The sequence below is a fragment of the Tardiphaga sp. GW822-FHT04G09 genome (assembly GCF_058800725.1).
Map to the genome: position 1 here is coordinate 1 of NZ_JBXAMO010000005.1, position 13,704 is coordinate 13,704.

A 13,704-nucleotide genomic window follows, 5' to 3' on the forward strand; every position below is an offset into this window, starting at 1 on the left:
ACGAACCTCGCACTTCGCTGGCTTCATCCACCTCGCCGCAGCAATGATCTGGAACCAATGAATGTCGATCGGCCCTAGATCGGAGGCCAGCTGCGCATGGCCATGTCGGCGAGTTTTCGCAATTGCTCGCGCGGTGCGCCGCCTGCGGCTTGCACGGCCATGCCCTGCAGGATGGCCGACACGTAGCGCGCGAGATCGCCGGCATCCGCATCGGCTGGCAGATCGCCTTCGGCGATAGCGCGCGTGAAGCGAATGCGCAGATCGTCCTCGCTCTTCGAGCGGCGCGCGGTCAGTTCCTGCTTGATGGTCTCCGCGGCGTCACCGCAGCAGAGCGCGCCCTGGACCGCGAGACAGCCGGGATTCTTGGGATCGGTCACCGCTTCGACGGACTCGTACAGGATATGCTGGACCGCTTCGCGGGCCGTGGGCTTCTCCAGGCCGGTGCGGAAATAACCACCGGGGCCATCGACGTAGCGATCCAGCGCCTTGCGGAACAGATCTTCCTTGTTGCCGAACGCCGCATAGAGACTGGGCTTGGTGATGCCCATGGCTTCGGTGAGGTCGGTCATCGACGCGCCTTCGTAACCCTTGCGCCAGAACACATGCAGCGCGAGGTCCAGGGCTGTGTCGGTATCGAATTCACGAGGACGTCCCAGTGCCACGACGGGCTCTCCAAAGTTTTCTACCGTTCAGTAGATAAGTCTCTTGACAGTGGATGTCGATAGTCCATCTATACCGGACGTTACGAATGTGTGCGTTGCAGCGAAGTGCCGGTGGGAACCGACCAGACGCGGGATGCACCTTTTAGCTACTGAAATGACAGGGCTTTACAAGCCCTTACAGATTAAATGGGGTTCACAATGGCAACTAATCTCCCTCGCAGGATCGCTCTAGGCGCCGGAATCGCGCTGGTTGCGGTCGCCGTTGGCGGCGGTGCGGCGCTGATGAATTTGTCCAGCGTGGCAGCTCAAGCCGAGTCCGGCGCGGTTGCTCCCGCCGCCGTCCAGGCCTCGGTCGCCGTGGTCGAAGCCAAGGCGACGGCGCCGTCGGACGAGTTTTCGGGCCGCCTTGAGGCCATCGAACGGGTGGAAATCAGATCCCGCGTCGCAGGCGCTGTTCAGGAGATCCACTTTCGCGAAGGCGCGCTGGTCAAGAAGGACGACCTTCTGGTGCTGATCGATCCGGCGCTCTACGCCGCTGACGTCGATCGCGCCCAGGGGCAGGTGTCCGCGTCGCGAGCGCGCCTGATCCTCACCAAGGCCGATTTCGACCGCGGTCAGCAACTGACCAGCTCCAGCATCACCCAGCGCGACCTCGACAATCGTATCAATGCGTATCGTGAGGCGGAAGCTAACCTCAAGGCTGCAGAAGCCGCGCTCAAGACCGCCGAGCTCAATCTCAGCTACACCGAAGTGCGCGCGCCGGTCGCGGGCCGGGTCGGCAAGGTGGAGATCACGGTCGGCAACCTGATTTCAGCCGGCCCGTCTGCGCCGCTGCTGACAACGCTGGTCTCGGTCAATCCGATCTATGCAAGCTTCAATGCCGACGAACAGGTGGTGTCGCGCGCATTGAAGACGCTGGCCGATGAAAAGACGCCGGGCGAAATCGACCGGATTCCGGTTCACATGACGACCGTCACCGACAGCGCACCGCTGAAGGGCCGCATGCAGTTCATCGACAATCAGGTCGATCCGCGCAGCGGCACGGTGCGGGTGCGCGCCATGTTCGACAATGCCGACGGCCGGTTGATGCCCGGCCAGTTCGCGCGGCTCACCATGGGCCAGCCCAAGGCAGAGCAGACGCTGCTGATCAGCGAGCGGGCAGTCGGCACCGACCAGAACAAGAAGTTCGTCATGGTGGTCGATGCCAAGGACAAGGCGCAATATCGCGAAGTGATCCTGGGACCGTCGGTCGATGGCATGCGCGTGATCCTCAACGGCCTTCAAGCCGGCGAGCGGATCGTTGTCAATGGATTGCAGCGCGTGCGGCCCGGCGTGACCATCAAGCCAGAGATGGTGGCGATGAACGCTGCGTCTCTCGCCCCGAGCAAGGCTGTCGCGCAGAACTAACGGCTCCTACTAATCTCTCACCGCTGCACGAAGCAAAGCTTCGCCAGCGGGGAGAGTTCGTCCGGCGAAGCCGGCGGGCGAGGGGGACTCTTCACTTTCTGCGAGTCTGTGGCGCGGCTCCCCCTCATCCGATGCCAATTGCGTCCGCACTATCGTCTCCCCTAGCGAAGCTTCGCTTCGCACGGAACGGGGAGACAGCACTATCGCGAAATCCTGTATTGACGAGACAAGCCATGAATTTCTCCAAGTTTTTCATTGATCGACCGATCTTTGCGGGTGTGCTGTCGACGGTGATCTTCCTCGCCGGTCTGCTGTCGATGCCGGTGCTGCCGATCTCCGAATATCCGGAAGTGGCGCCGCCGACCGTGGTGGTGACTGCGAATTATCCCGGCGCCAATCCAAAGGTGATTGCGGAAACGGTCTCGACGCCGATCGAAGAGCAGATCAACGGCGTCGAGAACATGCTCTATATGAGCAGCCAGGCGACCACCGACGGCAGGATGACTCTGAACGTCACCTTCCGCCTCGGCACCGATCCCGACAAGGCGCAGCAGCTGGTGCAGAACCGCGTTTCGCAGGCCGAGCCGCGCCTCCCTGCAGAAGTGCGTGCGCTTGGCGTGACCACAATCAAGAGCGCGCCTGACCTGACCATGGTCGTGCATTTGCTGTCGCCGAACGACCGCTATGACATGACCTATCTGCGCAATTACGCCGTGCTCAACGTCAAGGATCGCCTCGCGCGCATTGAAGGCGTCGGTCAGGTGCAGCTGTTCGGCTCGGGCGATTACTCCATGCGCGTCTGGCTCGATCCACAGAAGGTCGCCGAGCGCGGCCTGTCGCCGGGCGATGTCGTACGCGAAATCCGCGCGCAGAACGTGCAGGCAGCAGCGGGGCAGGTGGGCGGTTCGCCCAATGAGCCGGGCCTTGATCTACAGCTCTCCATCAATGCACAGGGGCGCCTGCAGACCGAAGAGGAATTCGGCGAGATCATCGTCAAGAACGGCGACAACGGCGAAGTGGTGCGGCTGCGCGATATCGCGCGCATCGAGCTCGGCGCTGCCGACTATGCACTGCGTTCGCTGCTGAACAACAAGTCGGCGGTGGCTGTACCGATCTTCCAGTCGCCGGGCTCCAACGCGATCCAGATCTCCGACAATGTCCGCAAGACCATGAAGGAGCTGAAGGAGAATATGCCGGACGGTGTCACCTACGACATCGTCTACGATCCCACGCAGTTCGTCCGCGCCTCGATCGAGGCGGTGATCCACACGCTGCTGGAAGCCATCGCCTTGGTGGTGCTCGTCGTCATTCTGTTCCTGCAGACATGGCGTGCCTCGATCATCCCGCTGATCGCTGTGCCGGTATCCGTGGTCGGTACTTTCGCCGTGATGCACGTGTTCGGCTTCTCGGTGAATGCGCTGACGCTGTTCGGCCTTGTGCTGGCCATCGGCATCGTCGTCGACGACGCCATCGTCGTGGTGGAAAACGTCGAGCGCAATATCGAGCGCGGCCTCGATCCCAAGAGCGCGGCCTATCAGGCCATGCGCGAGGTGACCGGGCCGATCATTGCGATCGCGCTGGTGCTGGTTGCCGTGTTCGTGCCGCTCGCCTTCATCACCGGTTTGACCGGCCAGTTCTACAAGCAGTTCGCACTGACGGTGGCGATCTCCACGGTGATCTCGGCTTTCAATTCGCTGACGCTGTCGCCGGCGCTCGCCGCGCTGCTGCTGAAGGGCCATGATGCGCCGAAGGATGCGTTGACGCGCTTCATGGACAAGACGCTCGGCTGGTTCTTCGTCCGCTTCAACCGCTTCTTTGCCAGAAGCTCCGACGCCTATAGCGGAGGCGTGAAGCGCGTCGTCTCGCGCCGCGCCGCGGTGATGGGAATCTACGTTCTGCTGATTGGCGTCACCGGTTATCTGTTCCACGCAGTCCCGGGCGGTTTCGTGCCCGGGCAGGACAAGCAGTATCTGGTCGGCTTTGCGCAACTCCCCGACGGCGCCACGCTGGACCGTACCGAAGAGGTGATCCGTCGCATGGGCGAGATCGCGCAAAAGGAGCCCGGCGTCGAGAATTCGATCCAGTTCCCGGGCCTGTCGATCAACGGATTCACAAACTCGTCGAATTCGGGCATCGTTTTCATAGGCTTGGATGCGTTTGATAAACGCAAGGATCCGAACCTGAGCGGAAATGCCATTGCGTTGTCTCTGAACAAGAAGTTTGCCGGCATTCAGGACGCCTTCATCGCCATGTTCCCGCCGCCGCCGGTGTCGGGTCTTGGCACGATCGGCGGCTTCAAACTGCAGATCGAGGATCGCGCCGGTCTCGGCTATGAGGCGCTGAACGACGCCACCAAGGCTTTCATCGGCAAGGCGATGCAGCAAAAGGAACTGGCTGGCCTGTTCTCGAGCTATCAGATCAATGTGCCGCAGCTCTATGCGGACGTCGATCGCACCAAGGCGCGACAGCTCAACGTGCCCGTCACCTCGGTGTTCGACACGATGCAGATCTATCTCGGCTCGCTCTATGTGAACGACTTCAATAAATTCGGTCGTACCTATTCGGTGCGCGTCCAGGCTGACGCCAAATTCCGGGCGCGGGCCGATGATATTGGCCAGTTGAAAGTTCGCTCCGACAGCAACGAGATGATCCCGCTCTCGACGCTGCTGCGCGTCAAGGAAAGTGCAGGGCCGGAGCGCGCCATGCGCTACAACGGTTTCCTGTCGGCCGATATCAATGGCGGCGCGGCGCCCGGCTATTCCACCGGCCAGGCACAGGACGCCGTGGCGCGTGTCGCCAAGGAGACGCTGCCCAAGGGCATCGACTTCGAATGGACCGAACTGACCTATCAGGAAATCATCGCCGGCAATTCGTCGCTGATCGTGTTCCCGGTGGCGATGCTGTTGGTGTTCCTGGTGCTCGCCGCGCAATACGAAAGCCTGACGCTGCCATTGTCGATCATCATGATCGTGCCGATGGGCTTGCTGGCCGCGATGTTCGGCGTCTGGATCACCAAAGGCGACAACAACGTCTTCACCCAGATCGGTTTGATCGTCTTGGTGGGCCTGTCCGCGAAGAACGCCATTCTGATCGTGGAATTTGCCCGCGAGCTGGAATTTGCCGGGCGTACGCCGATCCAGGCGGCGATTGAGGCCAGCCGATTGCGGTTGCGGCCGATCCTGATGACGTCGCTGGCCTTCATCATGGGCGTTGTGCCACTGGTGACGTCGACCGGCGCAGGCTCCGAAATGCGCCATGCCATGGGCGTCGCGGTGTTCGCCGGCATGATCGGCGTCACGGCCTTCGGCATCTTCTTCACGCCGATGTTCTATGTGCTGCTGCGTGCCATGGCAGGCAACCGTCCGCTGACCCAGCATGGCGAGGCGACGGTCGATCAGGCGGCGCCGCTGGCACCGGTATCGCACGACGCCGAGCCGCGCCCACACGCCACGTTGACACCCCATTCGTGAGGCCCAGACTGGCTCTCACCTAAGTCAAATCACGCGCACTCAAATTCCGGATGCCGCAATTTCTGCGGCATCACGGCGCGCGGATCAGGGGGAGAGAAACATGTCGACCGATCGCATCCTCGTGTCTCGTCGCAGCGCGCTTGCGCTGCTGGGCGCCTCTCTCGCAGTGCCGCGTGCGGCAACTGCGCACGGCGCTTGGCCGACCCGCAGCGTGAGATATTCCCTCGGTTTCGCCGCGGGCGGCGCGACGGATACGCTGTCGCGGATCTTCTGTCAGAAGATGAGCGAGCTCACAGGCCAGCAATTCGTGGTCGAAAACCGCGGCGGAGCAGGCGGTGTGCTCGGCGCCGATGCCATCGCGAAGGCGCAGCCCGATGGTTACGGGCTCGGCATGGGCAGTATCGCGACCAATGCCATCGCGGTCGGCACTTACGTCAAGTTGCCTTATCAGGCCGGCAAGGATTTCACCTTCATCAGCGGACTGTGGCAGTTGCCGAATGTGCTGGTCGTCAAGAAGGAGCTTCCCGTAAAGGATCTCAAGGAGTTCATTGCGCTAGCCAAGGCCAGCCCCGGCAAATACAGCTACGCATCGCCGGGCATCGGCACCACGCTGCATCTGTCCGGAGAGATGATGAAGAGCGCGGCTGGTATCGATCTGCAGCATATCATGTACAAGGGCGGCAGCCCGGCCATGGTGGACCTTCTGGCCGGGCGCGTTGATACGCTGTTCGACAACCTGCCGGGCTCGCTGCAGCAGATCCGCGACGGCGGGGTACGCGCCATCGCCGTGACCACGGCGGGCCGTAGCCCTGCGGTGCCGGACGTGCCGGCTATGAGCGAGGTTCTGCCGGGCTATGAGTTGACCTCGTGGACCGCGCTCTGCGGTCCGGCCGGTATGGCGCCCGATCTCGTGGCGCGGATCAACACGCTGGCTGTGCAGGTGCTAAAGGACCCAACCGTGGGCGCGAAATTCGCCGAACTCGGCGCGCAGCCGTTCCCGACCTCGAGTGTGGAGATCACGGCGTTCCGCGACAAGGAAGAAGCGCGGCTGTTGCCTGTGATCAAGACCGCTGGAATCGTTCCGAGTTGACGAGGTGCGCTTTCCTCCATTGCATATCTTCCGCTACAATGCGAAAGGCGCTGCGGAGGAATGACGGGTTGCGGACGGGTTTCTACAAATGCGAATACCGTGTTGATGAGGCGGTCGGTCGCAGCGTGATGTTTGTCGAGCATGGCAGCATGCTCGGGGGCAATTCGGCCTTTGCCCATATCGGCAGCTATGAGCTCCGGGGGCACGAGGTCGTGGCGGAGATCGAGAGCCGCCGCCACATGAACGATCCGAACTATCCCTCGCTGCTCGGTCAGGACATAGCGACTATCAGCGTTATCGGCCGGCCCGATGGCGATACCTATCGTTTTCAGGGCTCGTCGCCGCAAATGCCGGGTGCGAAATTCCAGTCGGTCATGACGACGATCGACGACGGCAAGATGCCTCCGGCCGGACCGATCGGTGCGGGTGGCATCGCCAACGGACTGTATTCGATCCATCTGCGCACGCTCGACGGCATCGATGGCGGCCTCAACGGCGTGATGTTGCTGCATGATGGCCGCATCCTTGGCGGCGATGCGTTCTTCTATTATCTCGGCGCCTATTCCTCGGCCGACGGGCGCTGGAAGGGCGAGATGCTCAATCAGGAGCACACGCCGGCAAAAGGCGAGAACCCGGTCTTCGGCGGCCATGAAATCGGTATCGGCTTTTCCGGCACTTGCGACGAGACGGGTGCCGAGCTGGAAGCCACGGCGCTGGCCGGCAAGCGGAGCCTGCGGTTGCAGGCCGTGCTGAAACTGATCTGCAAGGCTGTTTAGATCGTAGGATGGGTCGAGCGTCTTCGCGAAACCCATCATTCTCACCTATGAAAGAGATGGGTTTCGCTACGCTCTACCCATCCTGCGATCCGAGTGCGGCTTGATGGCCTGCGTGTCTGTCCTTACTGTCAGAGCGATATGACACTGGTGATGGCGACACCCATGGCACAGCGAACCCGCAAAACGTCCGGTATCTGTCTCTTCGGCCTCGCCGCCGGACTGGCTGTGTTGTCCGCGCCGTCACGTGTGCAGGCCCAGTCCGCCGATCTGGTTCTGTGCGATCGTCTCGCGGCCGATCCTGCCGATCCCGACAAGCCTGCTGATGTGAAGGGCTTGGCCGATATCGCCAAAGCCGATATCGCCACCGCCATCAAGTTCTGTAGGACCGCATCGGGCGGTTCGCGCCGGGCGATGTTCCAGCTTGGGCGCGCTTACGCGGCCAATGCACAGGTTGCGGAGGCGCTCGCGGCGTGGCGCAAGGCGGCGGACAAGGGCAGTACCTCGGCCATGGTCGAACTCGGCGTTGCCTATGGCAACGGGACCGGCGTTGCGCGCGACGAGGCGCAGGCGCGCAAACTGTTCGAGCGCGCAGCCGAGGCCGGCAATCCGCGCGGCGTCAGCAATCTTGCGGCGCTGTCCGGCGGCGCGGGCGCGGGGACGGACCCGGTGCGTGCACGGCAATTGCTGGCGAAATCCGCAGAGACCAATGCGGAGGCGCAGTATCAGCTCGGCATGATGCTGTCGGAAGGCATCGGCGGCGCGAAGGATGACGTTGCGGCGCGCGGCCTGTTCGAAAAGGCTGCGGCGCAGAACCATCCGGGCGCATTGGAGCGCATGGGCGCGTTCGCGCAAAACGGCCGCGGTGGCGCGTCGGATAAGGATGCCGCGAAGGCATATTATGAGAAAGCCGCAGCCCTCGGCGATGAAGATGCGAAGAAGGCGCTGGAACGCATCAAGTGTCCCTATGTGGTCAAGGACAAGCGCGGCAACGTCGTCACCAATATGTGCTTCTGAACGATCTCTCGCGGCTTGTTCATCGGCAACCATTTGTTTCAAATTGGATGCCTAAGCTCCCGGTGCTGAGACGCGTTTTGCGATTCCCTGGAGCCGCCTGTGAACGAAAGCCTGATCGCCATCTGCCAGTTGTTTCTGGTGCCGCTGACCATCCTGTTTGCCGCGGTGGGCGTGGCCAATGCGCGCTTCGTCAAGCTGCTGGTCTGCCTGCTCGGCGTCGGTCTTGCCGGCCTCTGGCTCTATCGTATCTGGCTGTGGACCGGCCTGTCGGTGATTGATCGCCGCACGGGCTACGGACTCGCAGGGGCCTTCACGCTGTGCTGGGTGCTGACGCTGCTGCACCAGATCAAGAGCAGCTTCGGCGGCGGGTATAACCGGTAGAGCATGATTCCGAAAAGTGGATGCCGGTTTTCGCCGACAAACGAGTTCGTTTGTCGAGCGATCATGCTGTAAGAGAAAAGCCTCAAGCGAGGCCGAGTGAAAACGCGAGCGTACCGATGGCGGCATGCGACAGGATCACCGGCCAGATGTTCCGCATTCTCAGATAGGCAACGCCCCAGACGATGCCGACCAGAAACGTGTTGAGCATCAGGATGCTGTCGCCATAGGCGACATGGATCAGCGAGAACACCGCCGAGGAATAGATCACATAGGTCCAGGGCCGGACCTGCAGCCGATCAGTCATCAGTTTCGGAATCGATCGGCACACGACTTCCTGGCAAGGGCTCGATACCAGAACATAGAACGGCGCGAAGCTGAGCCAGACCGGTGGCTTGTGGTCAAAGGTGAGGAACCGCGTTTGCGCCACCATGATCGCGGCAATGCCTGCCGTGATCGCGGCACAGAACAACCAGTGGCTGATGTCAGAGGGACGGCTGAGGCCGAGTTCCGCAACAGAAAAGCCGGCCAGCAGGCACAGCGCGATACACAGCACGGAGACCAGCAGCAGCGCGGGAATGCGATATTCGAACGGCAGAAACCCCCAGTGGATGGCGAGGCCGGGTGCCAGCAGCAACGCTGCAAATCCCGGCAGCGGAGCGATCAATCGCCATTGGAGTCGTTGTTGTCGCAAAACCGTCATGATCTTCTATAGCTGAAGTCATGTGGTGGTTTAATGGCAGAGCGATTGCGCAAGCCGCTATAGACGAAAGCGTGATCGGCAACATGGCGAAACGCGTCGGTCGTAGCGGCGCTTTTTAAACGTGGTCAATGGCAACACCGGTGGCGGATCACCGGGGCCGTCTATTCCGGTTTGATGCCTGCATCCTTCACGACACGGGCCCATTTCTGGATCTCGGTCTTGATCTGGTCCGCGAATTGCGCGGGTGTGCCGCCAACGGGTTCGACGCCCTGGTCGATGAAGCGACGCCTGACGTCGTCCTGTTTCAGGATCGCATTCATCTCGGTGTTGAGCTTGCGCACGATTTCCGCGGGCATGCCCGCGGGACCGACGACGCCGAACCAGACATTGACCTCGTAGCCGGCCACGCCGGCATCAGAGACCGTGGGCACGTCGGGCGCCAACGCCGAGCGCGTCTTGCTGCTGACGCCGAGTGCGCGAAGCTTGCCGCCGTTCACTTGCGGCAACACATTCGGCGTGTTGTCGAAGGCGACATCGATATGGCCGCCGAGCATGTCGTTCACCATCGGTGCGCTCCCCTTGTAGGGGACGTGCACGATGTCGATGCCGGCGAGACTCTTGAACAGCTCCATCGACAAATGGTTTGACGACCCGATGCCGGTCGAGCCGTAGCTGACCTTGCCGGGATTCTTGTTGGCGTAGTCGATCAGCTCCTTGACCGTATTGATCGGCAGCGACGGTTTGACCACGAGCAGGTTCGGTGTCTGTCCTGCAAAGACCAGCGGCGTGAAGTCTTTCACAGTATCATAGGGCAGGTTCTTGTAGATGCTCGGATTGGAGCCGAACGGGAAGGCGACGCCGAGCAGCGTGTAGCCATCGGGTGCGGATTTGGCGACCGCTTCGGTGCCGATCAACGTGCCGCCGCCGGGCCGGTTCTCGACCACCACGGGAACGCCCCAGGCATCCTGCAGTTTCTGTGCGAAGATCCGCCCGAGCGTGTCGTTGAAGCCGCCAGGCGGATAGGGGACGATGTATTTGATCGTCTTGCTGGGATAGGTCTCGCCCGCTGGCGCGGTCGCCTGCGCATGAGCGCAGGCTGTTCCGGCCAGCACGAGGATGAGTGCGCGGCAGGCGAAGTGAACGAGACGCGAGGCGCGCAGTACGACTTCAACCCGTCGCGGATCAGACATAGCAGGGACCCTCGATCAGCGGGTGGGCGTTGATGAAGGCCTCGTCGATCTCGACGCCGAGGCCTGCGATCTCCGAGGGGGCGACGCAACCGTTGGCATCGAGCTTGTAGGGAATGCCGCCGACCTCGTCGCGGAACGGGTTGTGCTTGGCGACATCGCCTTCGAAATAGCCGGGGTCCTCGACCGAGGCGAGAACGTTGATGGTTGCCGCCATGTTGATGCCGGTGGCCGAGGTGTGCGGATTGAACGAGAGTTTCCACGCCTGGGTCATGCCGGCGATCCGCATTGATTCCGTCACGCCGCCGGTCTTCGACAGGTCGGGCTGCACGAAGCTCACGGCGCGATCCTCGATCAGACGGTTGAACTCGAAGCGCGTGAAGTGGTTCTCGCCGGCCGCAAGCGGCGTCGAGCCCATCGCGGCGGCTGCCTGATAGGAACGATAGTCGAGTGCGGGGAACGGCTCCTCGAGCCAGCCGATCTGCAGATCGTCATAGGCCGGCATCACGCGGCGCACGTCGTCCAGCGTGTAGCCGGTGTTGGCGTCCACGAGGATTTCGATGGCATCGCCAACAGCCTTGCGGACGGCGGTGGCGCGGGCGACGTCGTCACGCGGATTGTCGCCGACACGCAGCTTCACCGCGCGGTAGCCTTTCGCGATGTAACCCTGCGCTTCCTCGGCGAGTGACTCCGGCGCCTGCCAGCCCAGCGAGATGCCGCCGGCATAGGCCTTGATCGGCTTCGATGCGCCGCCGAGCAGTTTGTAGAGCGGCCAGCCGGCCGCCTTGGCACGGATGTCCCACAGCGCGAGGTCGAGGCCACTCAGCGCCATCGCCGCGGCATAGCCCATGCCGTGGCTGGACAGTTGCATCTGATAGACGCGGTGCCACACACCGACGACATTCATCGCGTCCATGCCGATGACGAGTTCGGCCATCGTCGTGTCGATGAGCTTGGCGATGGCGCCGGGGCAGCGGCCGTGATGCGCTTCGCCCCAGCCGGTGACGCCTTCGTCGGTCGTGACCTTGACCAGCACGGCGTCGCGCTTGACGGCGCGGCCGATGCCCAGGCGGACGTTCTGGCCCTGCGGGACGCGGTAGGAAATCGGAACGGCTTTGATTGCAGTAATCTTCATGGGAACCTCACGCTGCCTTGTGACCGGGATTGACGAGATTGCGCGGTTGTTCGCCGCGCAGGATGCGAAGCATTTCTTCAGCTGCGCCGACCGCCATGCCGCGGCTGCTGCTCGCGGTGATCGCCGCCGCATGCGGCGTCAGCAAAAGATTGGGACAGTCGAACAAAGCGTCGTCCGCGGGCAGGGGCTGGATGTCGAACACATCGAGCGCCGCGCCGCCAAGTTTGCCTGATTTCAACGCTCCGATCAGCGGTGCATTCTCGACGACGGCGCCGCGCGACACGTTGACCAGAACCGCCTCGGGCTTCATCTGGCCGATGCGCGTGGCATTGACGAGACCGCGCGTTTCATCGGTCAGTGAACAGCAGATCACGAGCGCATCGCTGCGCGCGAACAATTGATCCAGCGAGACTTCCTCGACGTCTGCAGGCAACGATCCCATGCGCCGCGATGTACCGACGACATTCATGCCAAAACCGTGCCTCGCGATCTGCGCGACACGGCGGCCGATCGTGCCAACACCGAGAATGCCGAGCGTCGAGCCGTTCAGCTCGGTAAAGCTCTCGGCGGTGGCGCGCGAAGCGCCCCAGCCGTCGCTGCGCATCAGTACGTTCATGCGATGGATCGGGCGCCGCAGATGCAGCAGTGCCGACATCGCATATTCGGCAACGGCGGACGTATTGCTGCCGGGCAGGTTGGCCACTGCAACGCCGCGCGCGGTGGCAGCATCGACTGGGATGAAATCGAGACCAACGCCGTGACGGACCATGCCCTTCAGGCGCGGTGCGTGATCGACGATATCGTCAGGCAGCTTCGCGCGCACGATGATGCCGTCGGCGTCTTTCGCCCATGCGCGCAGTGTGTCCGGCCTGGTATCGGGAGCCGTGATCAGCCGCGCATGCGGCGACAGGATCGCTTCGCCATCGGCATGCATCGGATTGGTCAGCAGAACTGTGGGCATGTCAGGCATCGAAAGCCGGTCCTTCGGTAATCGGATTGGCGAGCTGGCCAAGTCGTTCGACGCTGGCGGTCACGGTCGACCCGGGTTTCAGCCAAGCCGGAGGCTTATGCATCGCTGCGACGCCGGCGGGCGTTCCTGTCGCGATGACGTCGCCGGGCTCAAGCGGACCGCGATGCGACAGCCAGGATACGAGATCGGCAACGCCGAAGATCATGTCTTTGGTGGATCCCTGTTGCAGCGTCTTGCCATCGACAGTGAGCGAGACCTTCAGCGCCTGCGGATCGGCGATCTCATCGGATGAGGCGAGGAACGGTCCGAACGGGCCAAAACTCGAAATGTTCTTGCCGCGATCGAAGTGGCCGTCGGCCTTGATCATTTCGCTGGCGCTGATGTCGTTGAAGCAGCCATAGGCGGCGACATATTCGAGCGCCTGTTCCTTCGAGACATTCACGGCGCGCTTGCCGATCACGGCGGCGAGCTCGGCTTCATAGGTGACGCCGCCGATCGAGGCGGGAAGGACGATCGACGGGCCTGCGGCGATGACCGTTCGCGGCGCTTTCATGAACAGCACGGGCTCGGTTGGCGCGACGATGCCACGCTCGGCAATCGCATCGTGATAGTTGTGCGCGATCCCGAAAATGCGGCGTGGTGCGGGGAGTGGCGCCAGCAGTGTCACGCGGTCTGCAGTCAGCCGCGCGGCATCGGAAAGCCCGTGCGCCGTGATGCAACTGACGATCTTGCCGAGGCCTGCGTCGAGAAAGGCCTGAATTTGCGGCGCGATTCCGTTCAGGCCCGCCCGCATCGCCGGGTGAGCCAGATCAACTACGACGTCGGTCGGACGTGTGGCGTCGCCGACCAGGACGCCGGCGCGCGTCAGGCCGGACTCGGCGAAAGTGACAAACTTCATGACTGCGGCCTCGC

General features: G+C 62.5%; 12 protein-coding genes. 6 read left to right on the forward strand and 6 right to left on the reverse strand.

What is annotated here, in order from left to right:
• Positions 1–74 precede the first annotated feature (74 nt).
• Positions 75–662, reverse strand: coding sequence for a TetR/AcrR family transcriptional regulator (locus AC1RLZ_RS11340; protein ID WP_371420969.1), 588 nt, complete (start codon positions 660–662; stop codon positions 75–77).
• A gap of 198 nt (positions 663–860) precedes the next feature.
• On the opposite strand from AC1RLZ_RS11340, the gene AC1RLZ_RS11345 reads away from it, so the two are divergent.
• The 6 genes from AC1RLZ_RS11345 to AC1RLZ_RS11370 all read left to right on the forward strand — a co-directional run bounded on the left by AC1RLZ_RS11345 (position 861) and on the right by AC1RLZ_RS11370 (position 8,800).
• On the forward strand, positions 861–2,069 hold the full coding sequence (locus tag AC1RLZ_RS11345) for an efflux RND transporter periplasmic adaptor subunit (protein ID WP_493188700.1): 1,209 nt from the start codon (positions 861–863) through the stop codon (positions 2,067–2,069).
• Positions 2,070–2,302: 233 nt separating this feature from the next.
• Positions 2,303–5,539, forward strand: coding sequence for an efflux RND transporter permease subunit (locus AC1RLZ_RS11350; RefSeq protein ID WP_493188701.1), 3,237 nt, complete (start codon positions 2,303–2,305; stop codon positions 5,537–5,539).
• A gap of 100 nt (positions 5,540–5,639) precedes the next feature.
• Entirely contained in the window at positions 5,640–6,629 is a 990-nt protein-coding gene (locus AC1RLZ_RS11355) for a Bug family tripartite tricarboxylate transporter substrate binding protein (protein WP_493188702.1), read from the forward strand.
• Between the two features lie 68 nt (positions 6,630–6,697).
• Positions 6,698–7,405 carry a GrlR family regulatory protein gene (locus AC1RLZ_RS11360; RefSeq protein ID WP_493188703.1) on the forward strand — a complete coding sequence of 236 codons (708 nt, stop codon included), beginning with the start codon at positions 6,698–6,700 and terminating at the stop codon, positions 7,403–7,405.
• 162 nt (positions 7,406–7,567) lie between these two features.
• Positions 7,568–8,419: a tetratricopeptide repeat protein gene (locus AC1RLZ_RS11365; RefSeq protein WP_493188704.1), complete on the forward strand. Its 852-nt coding sequence runs from the start codon at positions 7,568–7,570 to the stop codon at positions 8,417–8,419.
• 99 nt (positions 8,420–8,518) lie between these two features.
• Positions 8,519–8,800 carry a hypothetical protein gene (locus AC1RLZ_RS11370; protein WP_493188705.1) on the forward strand — a complete coding sequence of 94 codons (282 nt, stop codon included), beginning with the start codon at positions 8,519–8,521 and terminating at the stop codon, positions 8,798–8,800.
• Positions 8,801–8,882: 82 nt separating this feature from the next.
• Here the strand turns inward: AC1RLZ_RS11370 and AC1RLZ_RS11375 are convergent, their stop codons facing one another.
• The 5 genes from AC1RLZ_RS11375 to AC1RLZ_RS11395 form a co-directional block, all read right to left on the reverse strand.
• Positions 8,883–9,500, reverse strand: coding sequence for a CPBP family intramembrane glutamic endopeptidase (locus tag AC1RLZ_RS11375; RefSeq protein WP_493188706.1), 618 nt, complete (start codon positions 9,498–9,500; stop codon positions 8,883–8,885).
• A gap of 161 nt (positions 9,501–9,661) precedes the next feature.
• Complete coding sequence (locus AC1RLZ_RS11380) at positions 9,662–10,690, reverse strand: Bug family tripartite tricarboxylate transporter substrate binding protein (protein ID WP_493188707.1); 1,029 nt, start codon at positions 10,688–10,690, stop codon at positions 9,662–9,664.
• Complete coding sequence (locus AC1RLZ_RS11385) at positions 10,683–11,822, reverse strand: mandelate racemase/muconate lactonizing enzyme family protein (RefSeq protein WP_493188708.1); 1,140 nt, start codon at positions 11,820–11,822, stop codon at positions 10,683–10,685. The genes AC1RLZ_RS11380 and AC1RLZ_RS11385 overlap by 8 nt, the downstream gene beginning before the upstream one ends.
• 7 nt (positions 11,823–11,829) lie before the next feature.
• Entirely contained in the window at positions 11,830–12,783 is a 954-nt protein-coding gene (locus AC1RLZ_RS11390) for a hydroxyacid dehydrogenase (RefSeq protein ID WP_493188709.1), read from the reverse strand.
• A 1-nt stretch (position 12,784) separates the two neighbouring features.
• A complete protein-coding gene (locus tag AC1RLZ_RS11395; RefSeq protein ID WP_493188710.1) occupies positions 12,785–13,690 on the reverse strand; it encodes a fumarylacetoacetate hydrolase family protein in 906 nt (301 codons plus the stop codon).
• Positions 13,691–13,704 lie beyond the last annotated feature (14 nt).

Excerpts from the sequence above, each read along its gene's own strand:
- AC1RLZ_RS11345 (WP_493188700.1), top strand. The coding sequence starts at position 861 with ATGGCAACTAATCTCCCTCGCAGGATCGCTCTAGGCGCCGGAATCGCG.
- AC1RLZ_RS11350 (WP_493188701.1), top strand. The coding sequence starts at position 2,303 with ATGAATTTCTCCAAGTTTTTCATTGATCGACCGATCTTTGCGGGTGTG.
- AC1RLZ_RS11355 (WP_493188702.1), top strand. The coding sequence starts at position 5,640 with ATGTCGACCGATCGCATCCTCGTGTCTCGTCGCAGCGCGCTTGCGCTG.
- AC1RLZ_RS11365 (WP_493188704.1), top strand. The coding sequence starts at position 7,568 with ATGGCACAGCGAACCCGCAAAACGTCCGGTATCTGTCTCTTCGGCCTC.
- AC1RLZ_RS11375 (WP_493188706.1), bottom strand. The coding sequence starts at position 9,500 with ATGACGGTTTTGCGACAACAACGACTCCAATGGCGATTGATCGCTCCG.
- AC1RLZ_RS11380 (WP_493188707.1), bottom strand. The coding sequence starts at position 10,690 with ATGTCTGATCCGCGACGGGTTGAAGTCGTACTGCGCGCCTCGCGTCTC.
- AC1RLZ_RS11385 (WP_493188708.1), bottom strand. The coding sequence starts at position 11,822 with ATGAAGATTACTGCAATCAAAGCCGTTCCGATTTCCTACCGCGTCCCG.
- AC1RLZ_RS11390 (WP_493188709.1), bottom strand. The coding sequence starts at position 12,783 with ATGCCCACAGTTCTGCTGACCAATCCGATGCATGCCGATGGCGAAGCG.
- AC1RLZ_RS11395 (WP_493188710.1), bottom strand. The coding sequence starts at position 13,690 with ATGAAGTTTGTCACTTTCGCCGAGTCCGGCCTGACGCGCGCCGGCGTC.